The following is a 21,010-nucleotide window of genomic DNA, read 5'->3' on the forward strand; positions in this document are numbered from 1 at the left end:
CGTGTCTCCGTTGCGCACCGCACCCGCTGACGGCTCTCCCAGCGCCGCCGTGCCCTTCGTCGCGGACCTGCACATCCACTCGAAGTACTCCCGGGCCTGCAGCCGCGACCTGACCCTGCCGAACCTCACCTGGTGGGCCCGGCGCAAGGGGATCAGCCTGCTCGGCACCGGTGACTTCACCCACCCGGCCTGGTACGAGCACCTGCGGGAGACGCTGCGTCCCGCGGAGCCCGGCCTGCACCGGCTCAGTCCGGAGGCGGAACAGGAGATCAGCCGCCGCCTTCCGCCCCGGCTGGCCAGCGTCGCCGAGACCGCCCCGATGCGGTTCATGCTCAGCGTCGAGATCTCCACCATCTACAAGCGGGGCGACCGGACCCGGAAGGTGCACCACCTGATCTACCTGCCGGATCTGGACGCGGTGGCCCGGTTCAACACCGCGCTCGGCCGGATCGGCAACCTCGGCTCGGACGGCCGGCCGATCCTCGGACTCGACTCGCGGGACCTGCTGGAGATCACCCTGGAGGCCAGCCCGGACGGGTACCTGGTGCCGGCGCACATCTGGACCCCGTGGTTCTCCGCGCTCGGCTCGAAGTCCGGCTTCGACGCGATCGCGGACTGCTACGCCGACCTCGCCGAGCACATCTTCGCGGTGGAGACCGGGCTCTCCTCCGACCCGGCGATGAACTGGCGGGTGTCCAGTCTGGACGCGTACCGGCTGGTCTCGAACTCGGACGCGCACTCGCCGGCGGCGCTGGCCCGGGAGGCCACGGTCTTCGACACCGCACTCGACTACTACGCGGTCCGGCAGGCGCTGCGTACCGGTGACGGGTTGCACGGCACCATCGAGTTCTTCCCCGAGGAGGGGAAGTACCACGCCGACGGGCACCGGCTCTGCGGGGTCAACTGGGAGCCGGAACGGACCCGCCAGGCGGGCGGACGCTGCCCGGAGTGCGGCAAACCGCTCACCGTCGGCGTACTCAGCCGGGTCGAGGACCTCGCCGACCGGCCGGACGGACACCGCCCGGCGAACGCTCCCCGGGTCACCCACCTGATCCAACTCGCCGAGATCGTCGGCGAGGTCAACCAGGTCGGGCCGAAGTCGAAGACGGTGGAGGGGCAGCTCAACACCCTGGTCGCCGCGCTCGGCGCCGAACTGGACATCCTCACCGTCACCCCGGTCGACGAGATCCGCCGGGTCGGTGGCGAACTGCTCGCCGAGGCGATCGGCCGACTCCGTCGCGGGCAGGTCCGCCGGGTTCCGGGCTACGACGGCGAGTACGGCGTGATCACCCTCTTCGAACCCGGTGAGCTGCCCGGCGGCCGGGGCGGTCAGCAGGGCGACACCCTCTTCGCGGACGCGCTGTTCGACGTACCGGTGCCGAAACCGCGACCGGCGGCGGAGCCGAAACCGACGCCCCGGGCCAAGAGCACGACGGCGGCCGCGCCGGCCGAACCGCCGCGTCGACGGACGAAGCCGGCGGCCCCCGCCGACCCGGTCCCGCCGCTGCCCCCCGCGCCCTCCCCGCACGAGCCGTTCGAGCCGATGCTCGCCGGCATGGAGGAGGTCGGCACCGGGCTGCTCGACCGGCTCGACGCGATGCAGCGGGTGGCCGCGTCCGCGCCGGGCGGCCCGCTGCTGATCGTCGCCGGTCCCGGCACCGGCAAGACCCGGACCCTGACCCACCGGATCGCGTACCTCTGCGCCGAGCTGAACGTCTATCCCGAGCACTGCCTGGCGATCACCTTCACCCGGCGGGCCGCCGAGGAACTGCGGCACCGGCTCGACGGACTGCTCGGGCCGGTCGCCGAGGACGTCACCGTCGGCACCTTCCACTCGCTCGGCCTGACCATCCTGCGGGAGAACGCCAGGGCGGCCGGGTTGCCGACCACCTTCCGGATCGCCGACGACACCGAACGGGCGACCGCCCGGGCCGAGGCCGGCGACGACGACGCCACGTACGTCAAGCTGCTCCGCGCGCAGGACCTGGTCGACCTGGACGAACTGGTCACCCTGCCGGTCGAACTGCTGCGCGACGATCCGGCGCTGGTCGAACGGTACCGGGACCGGTGGCGGTGGATCTTCGTCGACGAGTACCAGGACGTCGACGCCACCCAGTACGAGCTGCTCCGGCTGCTCAGCCCGGCGGACGGCAACCTCTGCGCGATCGGCGACCCGGACCAGGCGATCTACTCGTTCCGGGGTGCGGACGTGGCGTACTTCCTGCGCTTCTCGGCGGATTTCGTCGACGCCCGGCTGGTCCGACTGACCCGCAACTACCGGTCGTCGGCGCCGATCCTGGCCACCGCCGTACAGGCGATCGCGCCGTCGTCCCTGGTCCGGGGTCGGCGGCTCGACCCGGCCCGGCTGGACCCGGAGGCTCCGCTGGTCGGCCGCTACCCGGCGGCCTCCGTCGCGGACGAGGCCGATTTTGTCGTACGCACCATCGACGACCTCGTCGGTGGACTGTCGCACCGGTCGCTGGACTCCGGCCAGATCGACGGCCGGACCTCCGACATCTCCTTCTCCGACATCGCCGTGCTGTACCGCACCGACACCCAGGCGGCGCCGATCCGCGACGCGCTGGCCCGGGCGAACGTGCCGGTGCAGAAGCGCTCGCACAACCGGCTCCGGGACCGGCCCGGCGTCTCGGTCATCGCCCGCGAACTGCGGCACGCCGACGGCCTCGGCGGCTCGGTCGCCGCCCGGGTACGCCTGGCCGGCCAGGTCCTCGCCGAGCGGTACGCGGCACCGACCCTGGACGTGACCGGCGGCGTCGGCCCGGAGGACATCTGGTCGGCGGTGGAGGTGCTGACCCCGCTCGCCCAGCGCTGCGGCGACGACCTGGCGTCGTTCCTCGGCCAGCTCGCCACCGGGGCCGAGGTGGACGCGCTCGACCCACGCGCCGAGGCGGTCACCCTGCTCACCCTGCACGCCGCCAAGGGCCTGGAGTTTCCGGTGGTCTTCCTGGTCGGCTGCGAGGACGGGCTGCTGCCGCTACGGTTCCCGGGCTCGACCCCGACCGAGGACGAGGTGGCGGAGGAGCGGCGGCTGTTCTTCGTCGGTCTCACCCGGGCCCAGGACCGCCTCTACGTCAGCCACGTCGGACGACGACTCCGCCACGGTCAGGAGCGGGACTGCTCCCCCTCCCCGTTCCTGTCCGACATTGACCCGGGGCTGTTCGAACGGCTCGGCGACACCGTGCCGCGACGCCCGAAGGACCGACAGCTCCGCCTCCTCTGAGGTGTAAGGAAGGGCCCCTTCTTATCGCATTTTGTATAGGAAGGGGCCCTTCCTAACACCCGGGCCGCGTTGGCATCCGGGCCGGGCTGGCATCCGGGGTCGGGCTCACGCCGCGAGCAGGACCGCGCCGAAGGTGCCGACCAGCATCGCGGGACCGTGCGGCAGCTGGTCCTGGCGGTTGACCCGGCGCAGTCCGAGCAGTACGGCGGCGGTGCCGCTGGCGAGCAGCAGGCCGGCGAGCAGCGCGTTGAGCGCGGTGGGCCAGCCGTACCAGCCGGCGGCGGTGCCGAGCAGGAGTCCGAGCCGTACGTCACCGGCACCGAGCCCGGTCGGGGAGGCGAGGACCAGGACGAGGTAGAGCAGGGCGACGCCGAGTCCGCAGGCCAGGGCCACGCCGAGCCGGCCGGCCGGTTCCCCGGCGAGGACCGCGACGGTGAACAGCAGTACGGTGCCGCCGGTCGCGCACCGGGTGAGCCGGTCCGGGAGTCGGCGTACCGCCACGTCGACGGCGCCGAGGACAACTCCGCAGAGCGCGAGCCAGCCGTACGCCAGCAGCGGCAGCGGCTCGGTGATCCGCCAGGCGAGGGCGGCGAGCAGGACACCGGTGAGCACCTCCACCGTGCCGGGGTGGGGGCCGGTCCGCTGCCGGCAGTGCGGGCACCTGGCGGTGGGGGACACCGCGCCGAGCAGGCGGGGGACGCCGGGACGAAACAGTGTCGCGGCGCAGTGTGGGCAGCGTCGCCGGGTCGGTTCACCGGCCGGTACGGCGTACCGGAGAATCTGTCCGCGCAGCGACGGTCCCAGCAGGACCCCGACGAGTCCGGCCAGTGTCGCCGCCACGCCGGGGTTCACGGTCCGCCCGCTCCGCCGTTCGTCGCGGTGATTGGCGCGTTTCCGAGAGGTGAGCTCATCGGGGGGTCACGCTACGGTGACCACAGCAACCCGCGTAACCGGTGAGTGGCGTGCCTCTCACGACGGCGTACCAGGAGGACCTCCGATGGCTAACTACGGACCGCCCGGCGGGCCGTACCCCGGCTCGTCGCCGGAGCCCTGGCCGCGACCGGACCGGGAATCCACTGACGAGTACGGTCAACCGGCCGACCCGTGGGGCGGTCAGGACCAGTTCGGTGGGGAGCAGCGCTGGGGCGGCGCACCGTCGTCCGTCCCGCCCGGCGGCCCTGGCTCGCCGGTCAGCCATCCCGGATATCCGTACCAGACTCCGCCCGGCCAGCCGGGTCACGGCTATCCGGACCCGGGCGTCGGCGCTGGTGACGGTTATCCGAGGTCCGGTGCCGGCGACGGCTATCCGGGGTCCGGTGCCGGTGCGCCCGGACCGGGCCAACCGCAGACCGGTCGGTACGACGCCGGGTACGGTCCTTCCCCGCACCACCCCGCCGGGACGGCCGGCGGGCCGCCCGGTTGGACGCCGCCCGAGCCCCCTGAGTCGATGTGGGCCCCGCCCGCTGCGGACGCCAACTGGTCGACGGCGGAGCCGGTACCGGCACCGAAGCGGGGTGCGGGGCGGCTCGTCTTCGGGGTCGTCGCCACACTGCTGGTCCTGACGCTCGGTGGGATCGGCCTCGGCATCTATCTCTCGAACGTGGACGACTCGACCCCGAAGGTGCTGCCGACCACGGAACCGACCGACGGTGTGGTCGGCGGCGAGGAATCGCCGGAGCCGACCGAGCCGGTTCCGACCACCCCGGCTCCGGCGCCGTCGACCGACGCCCGGTTCGTCGAGGCGGGGCAGTGTGTGGCGAACGAGGGCTCGGTCGAGCGGCCGAAGCTGGTGATCGCCGAGTGCGGGCCGGAGACGTACGAGGTGCTCGCCCGGATCGACGAGCGCACCACCGGCGACGCCGACGCCAAGGCCAAGTGCGCGAAGGTGAAAAGCTATACCAACTATTACTTCTTCAACAGCGAACTGGACGACCTGGACTTCGTGCTCTGTCTCAGGGAACGATAAGGGTTTCCGACCGGCTCGACGCCGTCACCCAGAATGTGGTGCGGACGTCCCGGTGTGGCCACACCTGCCGGCCGGTCACCCCGCGGCTCCACCACTCCGTAACTCCTGACCATCCCCAGGTCCCGTGAACCAGCGTGGCCCCGACCCTGGAGCAACATGTCGATCTACGGCTCTCCGAGCCCAGGCCAGCCCGAAGACCCCTATCAGCAGCAGCCTTCGTCGAGCCCGCCGGGGGGTGGCTACCCGCCTCCGCCACCGCCGCCGGGCAGCTACCCGACGTCATCGCCCGGCGGCTACCCGCCGCCGTCCGACCCGGCGTCCGGGTACCCGCCGCCACCGGGCACCGGCTACCCGCCGCCGACCCCGGAGTGGGGTCAGCCCGCCAACCCCGGTTACCCGCCGCCGCCCACTGGCGGGGAGTGGGGTCAGCCGCCGACCAGCGGCGGGCCGCAGCAGCCACCGTACGGGTCGGACCAGCCGCAGTCCGGGCCGCCGGCCGCTCCGTACGGTCAGCCGGGTGCGGGCTACGGTCAGCCGGGTGGGGGCTACGGCCAGCCCGGTGCGCCGCTCGGTCCGCCGACCGCGGAGAAGAAGGGTGGCGGCCTGAAGATCGCCCTGATCATCGGCGGCATCGTGCTCCTGCTGCTCTGTCTCTGCGGCATCGGTGGCGTGGTGTGGGCGGTCAACCAGGGTGACGACGACCCGAACGACCCGGTCGGCGCGCCGACCCCGTCGGCGTCCGCCTCCGCCGGCCCGTCCCGGCCCTCCAGCGCCCCGACCACGGCCGACGCCCCGACCACGGGCGACGAGGAGGACTTCAAGACGGGCGACTGCCTGGTCAACGACGGCTCCGACGACGACCCCGAGTTGCGTAAGGTGCCGTGCGGCCCGAACACCTACGAGGTGCTCTCCCGGATCCCGTTCACCATCGACGGCGACCGGTGCAAGGACGACCCGATCTTCGGTTCGCCGCAGACCGACGTCAACTACGTCTACGACGACTCGATGGACATCGGCGACTTTGTGCTCTGCCTGAAGGAGCGCTGAGCCGGCGGCCGGGGACCATGCCCGGCGCGGGCGCTGGAAGGGGCGGCCGACGTCGGTCGGGTTGCACCCTCCAGGGCGAGTCGGGTAGCACTCTCCAGGGCGACGAGCACAGCTGCACGGCGGTGATGACAGAAAAAACTAGGGCTGTCTAGCGGATCCGCTAGACAGCCCTAGTTTCCGCTCGACGCGGCGACCCTCCACCCCGGACCGCGACACGCCTACGCCGATCTATCCATCTCTAGCCCGTCGGCTAGACGGACCGATACGGTGCGATACGTGGATCCGGTCCGCAACCCGTACGCGCCCGGCGCCGGCCAGCGCCCACCCGAACTCGCCGGCCGGGGTCGCGAGCTCGAGGTCTTCGACATCGTGCTGGAACGGATCGCCCGGGGCCGCCCCGAACGCAGCCTGATGCTCACCGGGCTGCGCGGCGTCGGCAAGACCGTGCTGCTCAACACCCTCCGCTCCCAGGCCATCAGCCGGCTCTGGGGCACCGGCAAGATCGAGGCGCGGCCGGACCAGTCGATCCGCCGGCCGGTCGCCGCCGCCCTGCACATGGCGATCCGGGAGCTGGCTCCCCGGCACCGCGCCCCGGACCGGATCGACGACTTCCTCGGCGTACTCAAGGCGTTCGCGCTCCGCGCCGCGCCGACCGGTCGCGGTACGGCCGGCCCGGCGAAGCTGCGGGACCGCTGGCAGCCGGGGATCGACGTACCGGCGGCAAGCGGCCGGGCCGACTCCGGCGACATCGAGATCGACCTGGTGGAACTCTTCACCGACGCGGCCGAGGTGGCCGCCGACGTCGGCACCGGCGTCGCCGTTTTCATCGACGAGATGCAGGACCTCGGCCCGGAGGACGTCTCCGGGCTCTGCGCCGCCTGCCACGAGCTGTCCCAACTCGGTGCGCCGCTGATCGTGGTCGGCGCCGGGCTGCCACACCTGCCGGCCGTACTCTCCGCGGCGAAGTCCTACTCGGAGCGGCTCTTCCGCTACCAGCGCATCGACCGGCTGGACCGGATCGCCGCCGACCAGGCGCTCTGCGCACCGGCCGCCCGGGAGGACGTGGAGTACGAGCAGAAGGCGCTGGACCTGCTCTACGAGAAGTCCGGCGGCTACCCGTACTTCGTCCAGGCGTACGGCAAGGCCACCTGGGACCATGCGCCCCGGTCCCCGGTCACCGCCGCCGACGTCCGGGTCGCCGCGCCGGAGGCCGAGGCCGAACTGGCCGTCGGCTTCTTCGGCTCCCGGTTCGAGCGGGCCACGCCGGCAGAGCGTGAGTACATGCGGGCGATGGCCGCGCTCTCCCTGGTCGAGCCGGGCGAGGGCGGAGGCGGGGAGGACACGGTCCGGGACGACATGGACGCCGCGGTCTCCACCGCCGAGATCGCCCGGTCACTCGGCCGCAAACCGGCGAGCCTCTCCCCGGCCCGGGACGCCCTGATCAAGAAGGGCCTGATCTACTCCGGCGAGCGGGGCACGGTGGCGTTCACCGTGCCGCACTTCGGCCGCTACCTGCGTACCCAGCCGGCCTGACCGGCGACCACCGGGTCGGGACGGCGGTCAGACCTGGGACCAGGGTCAGGCGCGGGCAACGGGTGTGCTGGCTCAGCGCGTCCGGGTCCGGACGGCGGTCAGACCTGGGACCAGGGTGCCGGGAACGCCACCTCACCGCGGGGCACCACCGGCTCGGTCCCGTCGACCGACGGCAGCACCAGCACCTGCCACGGGTCGCCGAGCCCGGACCACGGGCTGGTCAGGCCGGAGCGGGCCGCCGGGGTGAAGCCGAAACGGCCGTAGTAGGCGGGGTTGCCGAGCACCACCACCAGCCGCTCGCCGAGCTCGGCCGCCGCGTCGAGCGCGGCCTGCACGACATCCCGGCCGTAACCCCGGCGCTGCCGGTCGGGGCGTACCGCCACCGGGCCCAGGGCGAGCGCCGGGACCCGACCCGGCTGCACCCAGACCCGGGTGAGCAGGGCGTAGCCCACCAACTCGCCGTCCACCTCGGCCACCATGGACAGTTCGGGAAGCCACGCCTCGCTGCGGCGCAGCGTCTCGACGAGTCGGACCTCCGCCGGTACGCCACCGTCCGGCCGGGCGAAGGCCTGGGCGACGAGTCGTCGGATCACCGCGCTGTCGGACTGCTGCTCCGGTCGCAGCCGTACAGTCGTCACAGCTGGCGACGGTACCGGTACCGGAGCATCCAGTCCGTCCCATCCACGGGTGAAATGTGCGCCGGACGGGTAAGACTTGACCCATGAGACCCGTACGCACCGTCGCCCGTACGCTGTTGAGCGCGATCTTCGTGGTCAGCGGGGCACGTGCCGTCACCAGTCCGGAAGCGCACGTGGAGCGGGCGAAGCGGGTGACCGACACGGTCGGACCCGCGCTGGGCCGGATGAACGCCTCGATCCCGACCGACGCCGCGACCCTGGTCCGGCTCAACGGGGCCGCCCAGGTCGTCGGAGGCGTGTTGCTGGCCACCGGCCACCTGACCCGGCCGGCCGCCGCCCTGTTGGCCGGCTCGCTGGTACCGACCACGCTCGCCGGGCACCCGTTCTGGGACTTCGACGACCCGACGGACCGTCGTACCCATCAGATCCACTTCCTGAAGAACCTCGGCCTGTTCGGTGGGCTGCTGCTCGCGGTCGCCGACACCCAGGGGCGGCCCGGACTGCGCTGGCGGGCCGGTCACGCGGTCGGGACCGGGCAACGCACCGTACGCCGGGCCGTGCGGACCGCCCGCCGGGACGCCCGGATCGCCGTGCGGTCCGCGTCGGCGGCCCGGAAGCTGCCCGGGTGACGTGCGGAAGCGGCCCGGCCGTGCCGGCTCCTGGCCAGGCCCTCGGCGCCGGCTCCCGGGCGTAACCCTCGGCGCTGGCGCTACGGCCAGTTCGGAGGGTTTCCAGTTTGCCTGGTCGGCCCTGGTCCACGCCGGACATATGCTAGTTTCGCCTCACTGAGCGGCCGTGAATCACCTGAACCGCACTCCCTGCGTTAACGCGGTGGAAATGTCGCGAACCAGTGTGGGATCGGACACGGTCGCATAACGCAGGAGGCATTCGAGTGACCCACCGTTCTAGGCTCCCTGGAGGACCTGGGCGGAACACCGACATCGGTACGGGGGTGGCCACGCCATGCCGGCGACCGTCGCGAGACGGCTGAGCCGCCTCGCCCCAGTCCGCCGCTTTGCTCGTGGGATCGACCGTCGAGCAGTCGTACGGGTCGGCATCGTCGCCGCCGTCTGCTACGCATCGTGGCTCGCCATAGCCACGTTCGGACGGCCGTACAACTTCTTCGACATGAAGATCTACCACGGCGCGGTGGTCTGGTGGGCGAGCGGACACGACCTTTACGAGTTCATCGCACCCAGGACCACCCTCGGCTTCACCTATCCACCCTTCGCCGGGCTGGTCATGCTGCCGATGGCGAAGATCCCGCTCGGCCTCGCCGGCTGGCTCAACGGCATCGCCAGCGTCGCCGCGCTCGCGGTCATCCTCGCCGCGCTGCTCAAGCCGATCACCGACCGGCTGGGCTGGTCGCTCTGGTTCACCCTGGGTATCGCGGTCCCGGCGGCGGTGGCCATCGAGCCGGCCCGCGAGACGCTCGGGTACGGCCAGGTCAACCTGCTGCTCTTCGGCCTCATCATGGCCGACCTGGTGGCACTGCGCTGGCGGGCCCGCCGGGGCTCCCGGGTCAGGCCGACGGACGGGCCGCTGCGCCGGCTCTTCTTCAGCGGCGCCTGGGCCGGCGTCGGCATCGGTCTGGCCACCTCGATCAAGCTCACCCCGGCGCTGTTCATCGTCTACCTGATGCTGACCCGCCAGTGGCGGGCCGCGATGACCGCGATCGGCGCCGCCGTCGCCGTCACCATCGGCACCTTCGCGGTCACCGGCCGGGAGTCGACCGCCTACTTCACCTCGGTGCTGTGGCAGACCGAGCGGGTCGGGGCGGCGGACATGACGCCGAACCAGTCCCTGGCCGGCGTGCTCGCCCGGCTCTACGACTCGATCGAGACGCCGACCCTGCTCTGGTTCTCGTTCGCGATGCTGGTCCTCGCCCTCGGACTCTCCCGGGCCTCCCACTCGCACGCCGACGGCGACGAGTTGACCGCGTTCACCCTGGTCGGGCTCACCACCAACGTGATCAGCCCGATCTCCTGGTCGCACCACCTGGTCTGGGTCATCCCGGCGATCCTGGTGCTCGCCGACGCCGCCAGCCGACGCCGCTCGGCGAGTCGACTACCGGCGCACCGGACCCCGCTCGGGCCGGCCGGCTCCGGTCTGTCCAGCCTCGGCGGACTGCGGGCGCCGATCTGGTTCCCGACCCTGGTCGGGCTCCGGCACGGGATCGCGGCGGTCGGCCTCTACCTGCTCTTCCTGATCTCGCCGATCTGGCCGTACGAGCACCAACTGCCCGAGGTCTCGCACTACCAGGACGGCTTCTTCGGCGTCCTGATGGAGAACTCGCTGGCGCTGGCGATCATCGTGCTGCTCGCCGCCCTGCCGTGGCGCCCGGGCGCGGAGCCGGCGTTCTACACCGAGCAGACGCGGTTCGAGCGTCGACTCAGCACCCGGTCACCCCGCTGATCCGGTCGGCGCTGCCCCTCGCGGTCGGCGCCGCACCGGTCGGGCGACTCAGGCGCAGTTGACCCACTCCTCGGTGCCGTCGACGAAGAGCTGACGCTTCCAGACCGGCAGCCGGTCCTTCACCTCGTCGACCAGCCGGGCGCAGGCGGCGAACGCCGCCGCCCGGTGCGCGGTGCTGACCGCCGCCACCAGGGCGACGTCGCCGATCTCCAGCGGCCCGAGCCGGTGCGACACCGCGACGGCGTAGACGTCCGGGTCGGCGGCGATCTCGTCGGCCACCTCCCGCAGCACGTCGGCGGCGCTCGGGTGGCCCTCGTACTCCAGCCGGGTCACCGACCGGCCGTGGTCGTGGTCGCGGACGACCCCCTGGAAGGAGACGACCGCCCCGGCCCTGACGTCGGCGACCGACGCCTCGTGGAAGGCGAGGTCCAGCGGCTCGACGCCGACCGTGGTGTACACCCGGGGCGGCGCCCCCGGCTCGACGCTCCGCTCGGTCTCGACGCTCATCTGTCCCCTCCCTGGAACCGTTCACCGGGCAGCAGCGGCAGCGGCACGACCGGCACCCGGTCACCGGGGCGCCCCTCGGTGCCGGGGGCGATGACCGCGAAACCGTCCGCCTGGGCGAGCCCGCGCAGCATCGCCGAGCCGACGTGTCGTACCGGGTGCGCGGTGCCGCGTACCGGGTCGACCCGGACCAGTGCCAGGTGGGTGTGGTCGCCCCGGCCAGCGACCGGCTCGGCGAGCGTCACCTGCGGCAACTCCGGCATCGGCCGGCCACGCAGCCCGGCGAGCAGCGGCGCGACCAGCGAGACGGTCGCGACGATCGCCGACTGCGGGTTGCCGGGCAGGCCGGCGACGAACCGGGTACGCCCGTCGGCGCCGGCGACCCGGGCCAGCAGCATCGGGAAACCGGGACGGACGGCGACGGTGTTCACCACGTACTCCGCGCCGAGCGCGGCGAGCGTCGGGTGCAGGTGGTCGACCGGCCCGTTCATGGTGCCGCCGGTGGTGCAGACCAGATCGGCGGTCTCCAGCGCCTGACGCAACGCGGCGACGTGCGCGTCGAGGGTGTCCGCGACCGGACCGACGACGTCGGCGGTAGCGGTGCAGCCGTACCGGCGCAGCCAGGCCGGCACGGACGGGCCGAGCGAGTCGCGGACCCGGCCGGCGCCGGGACGGCCGGCGGTGAGCAGTTCGTCACCGAAGATGATCAGGGCGGCCCGGGGCGCGCGCCGGACCCGGAGCGTGTCGTAGCCGCAGGAGGCGGCGAGCCCGATCACCCCGGGATCAACCGCGGTGCCGGCCGGGAGCAACTCCTCACCGGCGTACGCCTCCTCGCCCGGGTCCCGCCACTCCGGCGTCTCCCGCAACGTGCCGCTGACCAGCCCGTCGGCTGTCCGGCTCGACTCCTCGACGCGGAGGACTCCGGTGGCGCCGTCCGGCAGCATCGCACCGGTGGCGATCTCGACGGCGGTGCCGTCCCCGGGCAGCGGGGGCGGGGTGCCGCCGGCGAGGACCCGGCCGACGATCCGCCAGGGTCCGGGGCCGCACACCGCCCAGCCGTCCACACTGGAGGTCGGGAAGGCGGGCAGGTCGGTGAGGGTGGTCAACGGGTCGGCCAGGGTCTGACCGTCCGCCTCGGCCAACGGCAGCTCGACCGGCTCCGGCGCGGCGGCCCGACCGGCGGCGTAGACCCGGGCGCGGGCCTCGGTCCAGTCGAGCGTGCCCGGGTCAACGGCGACAGCGGGTTGGGCACCCACGGTCACCCCGGCGGCGCTCACGGTGGCTCCGGCGCTCATCGCTTCCTCGCGTTCACCGTCCGAGCCTATCGCCGGGGTCCGACCGTCGGTGGGTGAGTCAGATCAATCTCTGCGGCCGGCCCGACGGATCAGTCCGTCCGGGGGTGGTCGCCGCCACGCAACTGGTCGACCGCGTGCGCCAGGATCGGCCCGAGTACCGCGAGGCCGTCCTTGGCCCCGCCGGTCGAGCCGGGCAGGTTGACCACCAGCGTCCGGCCGATCACCCCGGCCAGCCCTCTGGACAGTACGGCGGTCGGCACCTTGTCCCGGCTGTACGCCCGGATCGCCTCGGCGATGCCGGGGATCTCGTAGTCGAGCAGCGCGCGGGTGACGTCCGGGGTCCGGTCGGTCGGGTTGATCCCGGTGCCGCCACTGGTCAGCACCACGTCGATCCCGTCGACGGCGGCCCGGCGCAGCTGTTCGCCGACCGGGTCGCCGTCCGGTACCACGATCGGCTCGTCGACCTGGCAACCGAGTTCGGTCAGCCCGGCGACCAGCAGCGGGCCGCTCGTGTCGGCGTACACCCCGAAGGCCGCCCGGTTGGAGGCCACCACGACCCGGGCCCGGATCACGGCCGGTCCGCCGGTCGGGTCCAGTCGCCGGTCTTGCCGCCTTCCTTGCGCAGCACGCGTACCTCCTCGATCGAGGCCGCCGGGTCGACGGCCTTCACCATGTCGATCAGCGCGAGCCCGGCGGTGGCGACCGCGGTCAGCGCCTCCATCTCGACGCCGGTCCGGTCGGCGGTCCGGACCGTCGCGGTGATCTCGACGGTGTCGGTGCCGGGTTCCAGGTCGACGGTGACGCCGTGCAGGGCGATCGGATGGCAGAGCGGGATCAGGTCGGGGGTGCGCTTGGCGCCCATGATGCCGGCGAGCCGGCCGACGGCGAGCGCGTCGCCCTTCGGCAGGCCGTCCCGGCGCAACAGTTCGATGACCTCCGCGGTGGTACGCAGTCGGCCGGCGGCGACCGCCCGCCGTACCGAGACCGTCTTGCCGGAGACGTCGACCATCCGGGCCGCCCCGGCGGCATCGACGTGGGTGAGGTGCGCGGGTTCGGTCACGCTCGCGAGCCTACCGAGCGGGCGATCAGCCCAGGAACTTCTGCATCTGGTACGCGATCGCAGTTTCCCGCCGCCGAACAGGGCGCCCTCCGATGCGCCTCGACCGCCGACTCGCCTTGGCCCATGCGGCGGGCGTCAGCCCGAGATCGTTGGGTGCCGCCGCCTCGGCGTCCCGCTCGCCGACCTCGACCGCCTGTTGATGAAAGTCGCCGTCGTTTCGTCAAGGGTCCGCGGAGGTTGGCCGCGTAGGTACGGGTGTTCGCGATCGCCGAGGCGGGGGCGTTTCCGGCCACAGTTCGTCGACCAACTCTTCGACGGTGACGAGGCGGCCGGGTCGCACCGTCAGCATGGCGAGTGTGACCTGCTGCTTGGGCGTACCGAGCGGTCGGGAGGTGCCCCCACGAGGAGTTCCATCGCGCCGAAGAGCCGTACCTCGATCATTGATCGTCCTCGTCGTGCGAAAAGGACACGGGTGGTGCGACCCTGCAGTCTATCGGCCACGAAAGTCACAGATCGACCGACGTCATTCCCTTTCGGGCGTCACCACGGTCCGCATTCATGTCCGTTGACTCGATCTCCGCAAAGATCACTTTTCGTCCACCGGTCTGCACGTAGGGTGATTTCCTCAACACGAGGCGAGTTCTGGCAGGTCATCCGATGCGAGCTGGCAGCTGTTACGGCGACACTCTTGCCAGTCGAGTGCAGTGCATCACATCGCCATGTGCCCCCCACAGCCGCGCCCGGGTCCTCAGGTGCAATGCCAGAAAGACGCGGAGAGGATCTTCCGCTACGCGTCGCGACGGGGTATCCCAGATGAAGCCCCCAAGCCACTTCCCGCCCCCAAGAACAGCCTTCCGATCGCCGCTCTGAGTTCTCATATATGGACAGAGCGTAGCGAATCAGGTGGTAGTTGGCTAATACTGAGCATTGCGACATTTATTGTCGCCAACCATGCGCTAACCCCTTTATGGTTTGTCCATGCCGTTCAGGCAATAGGCATAGACGGACCATTCACCATCTTTTGGATGGGGTCCCGAGAGGCTTTCGTGGAAAGGACGTGACATGCGCGGCACCGAGTGGGTCTGAGAGCGATAGGTCCATCACGCTGAGGCATCAAAGTTGCTACGGTGACAGTTCAGCACCCTAGACACAGGACCCGGCGTGAGTCAGAGACAGCACCGCGACAACGGGACCGATCAGCGGCTACCGCTGCTCATCGGTCTCGTCGCTGTTTTTGCCGGTTGTGCGGCGGTCCTGTCACTCTTCCATACCGTCAGTGCGCCGCCCGATACAGGACGAGAGCTGCTCGTCCTCGCGACGTTGCTCGCTACGGTCACGATCAGTTTGCCGGTCAAGGTGCCGATTCGAACCCGATCAGCGACCCACGCCACCGCCTGGGTCGAGACGGCCATCGTCATCGGCGTCGCCGTCGCGCCCACCGCCTGGGTGGTGCTCTGCACGGGCCTCGGAGTCGCGATCGCGACCCGGATCATGCGACTCTCGCTGATAAAGACGATCTTCACCGTCAGCAAGAACATGCTGCTGGCCGCGGCAGCCGGGCTGGCATTGGCGCTTCTCGACTGGGACTGGCCACCGGACCGGCTCGGTCACATCGTCGCTCCACTCGCGGTGGCGTACCTGGTCGCGGCGCTGCTCGACGAAGCCCTCGCCATTCCAGTGGTTGCCATCGCCTCCCGGACACCCATACGCCACCAGTTCAAAACGAACTGGGACCTTAGGATCATCGGCTTCGCCGTACGGTTTGTCGTCGCCCTCGTCACCCTGGTCCTGCTCAAGGTCGAACCCTGGCTGCTCGTGGCGGTACCGCCACTGGCGCTCAGCCTGCACCTGGCGTACTCCACCCGGGTCCGGGCGCGGGCCGAACGGCAGGCCTGGCAACGACTGGCACACACCACCGACGCGCTCAACGTCGTCGACCTGGACGCCGTACTGCACACCGCGGTGGCGCAGGCCGCCAACCTCTTCTCCGCCGACGAGGTCGAGGTGGAGTTGGAGGAGGCCGGACGCACGGTACGGGGCAACAGCGAGACCATCACCTACGACGGCTCACCCGACCAGCCCTCCGCGATCAACGGCACCGTCATCCCGATCGAGCTCAAGGGGTACGACGACACCGCGATCGGCATGCTGCGCCTGCGCTTCCACGGGCCGGTCAAACTGTCCGAGCGGGAGCGCTACACCCTGCGTACCTTCGGCTCCGCGCTCTGCACGGCGGTCCGCAACGCCACCGCGTACGCCGAACTGAACCGGGTCGCGGAGGAACACGCGCACGCCGCCCGCCACGACGCGCTCACCGGCCTCGCCAACCGCCGGCAACTCCTCGACCGGGGCGCGGAACAGCTCGGCCGGCGCCGCACCGAGGGTGTGATGGCGCTGCTGCTGATCGACCTCAACCACTTCAAGGAGGTCAACGACACCCTCGGCCACGCCGCCGGGGACCGGGTGCTGACCCGGGTCGCCGAGCGGCTGCGGGCCGCCGTACACGCCGACGACCTGGTCGCCCGGCTCGGCGGCGACGAGTTCGCCGTACTCTTCCACGCGCTGCCCGCCCCGGCGGTCGCCGCGCACCGGGCGGAAACCCTGCTGAGCGCGTTGCACGAACCGATCGACCTGGACGGGATGCGGATCAGCGTCGAGGCCAGCGGCGGCATCGCGGTCGCACCGAGCAGCGGCGGCATGACCGAACTGCTCCGCCGCGCCGACGTGGCGATGTACCAGGCCAAGCGGGCCGGCCGGCGGATCGCCACCTACGCCCCGACCCGGGACACCGCCGACCTCGGCCGGCTGGCGCTCGGCGGCGACCTGCCCCGGGCCGTCGCCGAACAGGAGTTCACGGTCAACTTCCAGCCGATCGTCGACCTCGGCAGCGGCGAGGTGGTCTCGGCCGAGGCGCTGGCCCGCTGGCGGCACCCGGCCCGGGGCACCATCGACCCGCTCCGCTTCCTGGAGACGGTGGAACGCTCCGGTCTGCTGCCGGCCTTCGCCGAAGCGGTCCTCGACCAGTCGCTGCTGGCCGTCCGCACCTGGCGGGAGGCCGGCTTCGACCTGCCGGTCGCGGTCAACGTCTCGCCACGCAGTCTGCTCGACGCCCGGTTCCCGGGTGCGGTGCTCGCCCGGCTGCGCGCCCACGACCTGCCGCCGGACCGGCTCGTCCTCGAACTCACCGAGACCCTGACCCTCAGCCAGCTCGAAGTGGTCGACCAGGTGCTCGGCCAGCTCCGGGACGCCGGCATCCGACTCGCCCTCGACGACTTCGGCACCGGCTACTCGTCCCTGTCGGTGCTGTCCCGGATCCCCGTGCACGAACTGAAGATCGACAGGGGTTTTGTCACCGCGATGGAGACCTCCGCCGAGGCGACCGCGGTGATCCGCTCCACCGTCGACCTCGGCCGCAGCCTCGACCTGGCGGTGGTCGCCGAAGGGGTGGAGAGCGAGCCGCAGCGCCGTACGCTCTGGGAACTCGGCTGCACCGCCGGCCAGGGACACCTTTTCGCCCGGCCGATGACGGCCGCCCGGCTGCTCTCCGCCCTGCAACAGGGAGCCGAGGGGCGCCCCGGCACACTCGCTCCCGCGCTGCACGACAGCGGTGCGGTGGTACGACTGTCACCCGGCCGGCGATCCGGTCCGCGACGTCCGGAGCGTCTGCCACACTTGCCCGCGTGAGTGCTGCGGACAACCCAGGGGCCGCACCGAACCGTACGGTCCCCGCCCGTGCCCCGCTGATCGGCTGGTGGCACCGGGCCGACCGGGCGGCCGGCGGGCTCGCCGCCGACCTGGTGCTCTACGCGCTCTCCACCGCGTTCGCGGCGGTCACCGCGGTCACCTCCACCCTGCTGCCGCACCGGGCCTGGGGGGCGGTCGCCGCGGTCGGCTACCTGGCCGCCACCGTCGCCGTCCTCGGTCAACTGCTCGTCCGACGTCGCCGGCCGGCAAGCCGACTGTCCGGCGCCGCCGGCCGGGCCGTACTGGTCGCGGCCACCTGGGCCGGCACCGCCCTGCTGCCCCTGGTCTGGCAGGCGGTCGAACGGGCCGGCGGACGGCTGGACCGGGCCCAGGAGGAGGTGCTGGTGATCGAGCACTCCGGTGCCCGGCTGCTCGACCACGGCACGCCGTACCTCACCCGGGACGCGATCGCGGCACTTCCGGCCGGCGAACAACTGCTCGGCTACACGCCGTACCAGCCCGGGATGGCGATCTTCGGCCTGCCCCGGGCGGCGGTCGGCACCGTGTGGTGGACCGACGCGCGGATCTGGTTCGCGGTCGCCACCGCCGTCGCCCTGGTCGCCGCTGTGCGCCTGCTCCGCCGGGACGCCGCCGTGTCCACCACCGGCGGTGCGGCACCGGATGCGACGCCGCCCACCGGCGGTGTCGCCGCGCGGGACGCCGCCCTGGTCCGGGCGGTACAGCTCGCGACCGTACTGCCGGTCTGCGCGCTGACCCTGGCCACCGGCGGCGACGACCTGCCCGTACTCGCGCTCTGCCTGCTCGCCCTCGCCTGCGCGGCCCGGGACCGGTACCTCGGGGCGGGGCTGGCGGTCGGGCTGGCCGCCGCGCTGAAGCTCTTCGCCTGGCCGGTGCTGCTCGTACTGCTGATCCACACCGTGGTCCAGGCCCGACACCGCCGGTCCGCAGGCCCGTGGCCCACCCGTCCCGGCCCGCGCTTCGCCATCGGCGCGGTCGGTCTACCGCTCGTCACGCTCATCCCGGCCCAACTGGTCGACTCGGCCGCGCTGGTCGAGAACGTGCTGCGCTTCCCGCTCGGCCACGGACTGGTGACCAGTCCCGCCCAGTCGCCGTTCCCCGGCCATCTGATCGCCCAGGCGCTGCCGGGTGGCCGGCTCGTCGCGGCCGGGCTGCTGGTCGCGGCCGGACTGGCGATCGCCGTCCAACTGCTGCGCCGTCCGCCGCGCACCGCCGCCTCCACCGCGCTCTTCTGCGGGTACGGACTGCTCGCGGCGATCCTGCTGATGCCGTCCACCCGGTTCGGCTATCTGCTCTACCCGGTCGCCTTCCTGGCCTGGGCCCCCGCCCTCCGGCTGGCCGGCAGCACCGGTCGGACGGCGGACAGCCGGCGGAACTCACTGGCGGCGTCCACCCCATGAGCCCGCCCCGCTCCGCCGCGCCCGCCGGACCGCTGCCACCACCGGCGACCGGTGGTACGGGCGGCCGACCCCGCTGGGACGTGGTCGCGGTCGTCGGCCTCGGCGGGGCACTCGGCTCTGTCGCCCGCTACGCCGTGTCGCTCGGCTGGCCGCACCCACCGCACGGCTTCCCCTGGGCGACCCTGGTGATCAACCTCGCCGGCTGCGCCCTGATCGGCGTGCTGATGCAACTGATCGGCACCCAGGTCGCACCGCACCGACTGGTCCGGCCGTTCTTCGGCACCGGGGTGCTCGGCGGGTTCACCACCTTCTCGACGTACGCGGTGGAGATCCGGGGGCTGCTCGGGGCAGGACGTCCCGGAACCGCCCTCGGCTACCTGTTCGGCACCCTCGCCGGGGCGCTGCTCGCCGTACGGCTCGGGATGTGGGCCGTCGACCGGATCCGTTCGTCGTGACCTGGCTGCTGGTGCTGCTCGGCGGCGCGGTCGGGGCGGTCTGCCGGTTCGGGGTCAACTGGCTGGTCGAACGCCGCTCCCGGCCCTCGACGTGGGCCACGTTCGGCGTCAACCTGGCCGGCTCCTTCCTGCTCGGCCTGCTCGCCGGGCTGGGCACCGCCCTGCCGGGATGGGTGGGCGTGTTGCTCGGCACCGGCTTCTGCGGTGCCCTGACGACCTGGTCCACCTTCGCCCACGAGACGGTACGGCTGGCCGGGACCGGACCGGCCGGGCGCGGCTGGGCGGCACTCAACGTCACGCTCACCCTCGCCTTCGGCCTCGGCGCCGCAGCTCTGGGTTGGCTCGCCGGCCAGCACCGCTGACCCCCGCCGCGGCTCTAAGTCGGCTCGTCGGCCAGCACCGCTGATCCCTGCCGGTGCCCTGGGTTGTCGGCCAGCACTGCTGAACCCGCCGGCGTCCGCTCAGCGCACCGACGCCGGGCACCCCGCCGGTTGTCACTCCGGCCGCCGTCAACACCGCCGTACACCGCACCGACACTGGCACCCCGGCCTTCGGACCGGTGCCTGCCGGACATTTCTGGTCGGTCCGCCAGCAGTCCCGGCCGGTAGGGCGTAAACCTGAGACGTGGACACCACCTACCGGAACCGGGCCGAGGCCGGGACCGTACTCGCGGACCGGCTGGACTCCCTCGCCGGCCGGTCGGACGTGACGGTGCTCGGGCTGGTCCGGGGCGGCGTACCGGTGGCGGCGGCGGTGGCGGACCGGCTCGGCGCCCCGCTCGACGTACTGGTCGTCCGCAAGCTGGGTCTGCCGGCGGTGCCGGAACTGGCCTTCGGCGCGGTCGGGCCGGGCGGGCTGCGGGTGCTCAACGAGGAGATCGCCGACCGGCTGGACCCGGACGAGGTGGACGAGGTCGTCCGGGCGGAGACGGTCGAGCTGGAACGTCGCGAGCGGCGGTACCGGGAGGGCCGGCCGCCGCTGCGGCTCGACGGCCGGATCGGGGTGATCGTCGACGACGGGCTGGCCACCGGAGCCACCGCGCGGGCCGCGGTCGGGGTCGCCCGGCAACTCGGCGCCCGCCGGGTGGTGGTCGCCGTTCCGGTCGGCGCGCCCGAGGCGTACGCACTGCTCAGCCAGACCGCCGACGAGGTTGTCTGCCCGCAGCGACCGGCCGACTTCGGCGCGGTCAGCCGCTTCTACGAAGACTTCCACGAGGTGTCGGATGCCGAAGTGGTGGCCGCGCTGACGGGATCCGGGTGACTTCACCGGGTACCGTCGAGTGATGCAGATGACCTGTCCGAAGTGTCGTGGCGAGATGCGGCAGTACGAGCGCAGCAGCGTCACGGTCGACCAGTGCACCGAGTGCCGTGGCATTTTCCTCGACCGAGGCGAGCTGGAGAAGCTCTTCGAGGCCGAGGCCAACTGGAGCCAGCAGCAGGCGCCGCGGCCCTCGCACGTGCCGCCCGCGCCGGGTGGGGGCTACCCGCCTCCGCCGCCCGCCCCGCACCAGCCGGGCTACGGCGCCCCGAGCCATGTCCCGCCGCCGCCGCCCGCCCACGGCTACCCGCCGGCTCCGGCCTACGGCCATGGGCAGCAGCACCACGGCTACCACGGGCACTACCGGCAGAAGCGTAAGAAGAGCTTCCTGAACGAGCTCTTCGACTGACGGTCCGGCCGACGCTCGGAATCCTCGTGACCAGGGCACCCTGTCGGGTCCCTGGTCGCGGGGACGG

Annotated in this window: 18 protein-coding genes; 12 read left to right on the plus strand and 6 right to left on the minus strand. The window is 72.3% G+C overall.

Annotated features, from left to right (window positions below):
• Position 1: 1 nt before the first annotated feature.
• Positions 2-3,241 carry a UvrD-helicase domain-containing protein gene (locus V1633_RS07835; protein ID WP_331213518.1) on the plus strand — a complete coding sequence of 1,080 codons (3,240 nt, stop codon included), beginning with the start codon at positions 2-4 and terminating at the stop codon, positions 3,239-3,241.
• 105 nt (positions 3,242-3,346) lie between these two features.
• On the opposite strand, the gene V1633_RS07840 is transcribed toward V1633_RS07835, so the two are convergent.
• On the minus strand, positions 3,347-4,093 hold the full coding sequence (locus V1633_RS07840; protein ID WP_331213519.1) for a prepilin peptidase: 747 nt from the start codon (positions 4,091-4,093) through the stop codon (positions 3,347-3,349).
• 145 nt (positions 4,094-4,238) lie between these two features.
• Here V1633_RS07840 and V1633_RS07845 point away from each other — a divergent pair, with 145 nt between their 5' ends.
• The 3 genes from V1633_RS07845 to V1633_RS07855 all read left to right on the plus strand — a co-directional run bounded on the left by V1633_RS07845 (position 4,239) and on the right by V1633_RS07855 (position 7,787).
• Positions 4,239-5,207, plus strand: coding sequence for an LppU/SCO3897 family protein (locus V1633_RS07845; protein ID WP_331213520.1), 969 nt, complete (start codon positions 4,239-4,241; stop codon positions 5,205-5,207).
• A gap of 156 nt (positions 5,208-5,363) precedes the next feature.
• Positions 5,364-6,254: an LppU/SCO3897 family protein gene (locus V1633_RS07850; RefSeq protein WP_331213521.1), complete on the plus strand. Its 891-nt coding sequence runs from the start codon at positions 5,364-5,366 to the stop codon at positions 6,252-6,254.
• Between the two features lie 276 nt (positions 6,255-6,530).
• Complete coding sequence (locus V1633_RS07855; protein ID WP_331213808.1) at positions 6,531-7,787, plus strand: ATP-binding protein; 1,257 nt, start codon at positions 6,531-6,533, stop codon at positions 7,785-7,787.
• A 98-nt stretch (positions 7,788-7,885) separates the two neighbouring features.
• Here the strand turns inward: V1633_RS07855 and V1633_RS07860 are convergent, their stop codons facing one another.
• A complete protein-coding gene (locus V1633_RS07860; RefSeq protein WP_331213522.1) occupies positions 7,886-8,425 on the minus strand; it encodes a GNAT family N-acetyltransferase in 540 nt (179 codons plus the stop codon).
• A gap of 83 nt (positions 8,426-8,508) precedes the next feature.
• On the opposite strand from V1633_RS07860, the gene V1633_RS07865 reads away from it, so the two are divergent.
• On the plus strand, positions 8,509-9,054 hold the full coding sequence (locus V1633_RS07865) for a DoxX family protein (RefSeq protein WP_331213523.1): 546 nt from the start codon (positions 8,509-8,511) through the stop codon (positions 9,052-9,054).
• A gap of 334 nt (positions 9,055-9,388) precedes the next feature.
• Positions 9,389-10,840: a glycosyltransferase 87 family protein gene (locus tag V1633_RS07870; RefSeq protein WP_331213524.1), complete on the plus strand. Its 1,452-nt coding sequence runs from the start codon at positions 9,389-9,391 to the stop codon at positions 10,838-10,840.
• 48 nt (positions 10,841-10,888) lie between these two features.
• On the opposite strand, the gene V1633_RS07875 is transcribed toward V1633_RS07870, so the two are convergent.
• The 4 genes from V1633_RS07875 to moaC form a co-directional block, all read right to left on the minus strand.
• Positions 10,889-11,347 (minus strand): molybdenum cofactor biosynthesis protein MoaE, encoded by a 459-nt coding sequence (locus V1633_RS07875; RefSeq protein WP_331213525.1) that lies wholly within the window; start codon positions 11,345-11,347, stop codon positions 10,889-10,891.
• Complete coding sequence (locus V1633_RS07880; RefSeq protein WP_331213526.1) at positions 11,344-12,639, minus strand: molybdopterin molybdotransferase MoeA; 1,296 nt, start codon at positions 12,637-12,639, stop codon at positions 11,344-11,346. The genes V1633_RS07875 and V1633_RS07880 overlap by 4 nt, the downstream gene beginning before the upstream one ends.
• 89 nt (positions 12,640-12,728) lie before the next feature.
• The gene (locus tag V1633_RS07885) at positions 12,729-13,211 is read right to left on the minus strand and encodes a MogA/MoaB family molybdenum cofactor biosynthesis protein (RefSeq protein WP_331213527.1); all 483 of its coding nucleotides are present in this window, start codon (positions 13,209-13,211) and stop codon (positions 12,729-12,731) included.
• Positions 13,208-13,699 (minus strand): cyclic pyranopterin monophosphate synthase MoaC, encoded by a 492-nt coding sequence (gene moaC, locus V1633_RS07890; RefSeq protein ID WP_331213528.1) that lies wholly within the window; start codon positions 13,697-13,699, stop codon positions 13,208-13,210. The genes V1633_RS07885 and moaC overlap by 4 nt, the downstream gene beginning before the upstream one ends.
• 1,161 nt (positions 13,700-14,860) lie before the next feature.
• Here moaC and V1633_RS07895 point away from each other — a divergent pair.
• From V1633_RS07895 to V1633_RS07920, 6 genes are all read left to right on the plus strand, one after another.
• Complete coding sequence (locus tag V1633_RS07895) at positions 14,861-17,383, plus strand: putative bifunctional diguanylate cyclase/phosphodiesterase (protein ID WP_407951979.1); 2,523 nt, start codon at positions 14,861-14,863, stop codon at positions 17,381-17,383.
• Positions 17,384-17,439: 56 nt separating this feature from the next.
• Complete coding sequence (locus V1633_RS07900) at positions 17,440-18,822, plus strand: glycosyltransferase 87 family protein (RefSeq protein WP_331213810.1); 1,383 nt, start codon at positions 17,440-17,442, stop codon at positions 18,820-18,822.
• Positions 18,819-19,277 (plus strand): fluoride efflux transporter CrcB, encoded by a 459-nt coding sequence (gene crcB, locus V1633_RS07905; RefSeq protein WP_331213529.1) that lies wholly within the window; start codon positions 18,819-18,821, stop codon positions 19,275-19,277. Before V1633_RS07900 ends, crcB begins: the two co-directional genes overlap by 4 nt.
• On the plus strand, positions 19,274-19,639 hold the full coding sequence (locus V1633_RS07910; protein WP_331213530.1) for a fluoride efflux transporter FluC: 366 nt from the start codon (positions 19,274-19,276) through the stop codon (positions 19,637-19,639). The genes crcB and V1633_RS07910 overlap by 4 nt, the downstream gene beginning before the upstream one ends.
• A 262-nt stretch (positions 19,640-19,901) precedes the next feature.
• Entirely contained in the window at positions 19,902-20,537 is a 636-nt protein-coding gene (locus V1633_RS07915; RefSeq protein WP_331213531.1) for a phosphoribosyltransferase, read from the plus strand.
• Between the two features lie 19 nt (positions 20,538-20,556).
• Entirely contained in the window at positions 20,557-20,943 is a 387-nt protein-coding gene (locus V1633_RS07920) for a TFIIB-type zinc ribbon-containing protein (protein WP_331213532.1), read from the plus strand.
• Positions 20,944-21,010 lie beyond the last annotated feature (67 nt).

The organism is Plantactinospora sonchi (genome assembly GCF_036422035.1).
GTDB lineage: Bacteria > Actinomycetota > Actinomycetes > Mycobacteriales > Micromonosporaceae > Plantactinospora > Plantactinospora sonchi.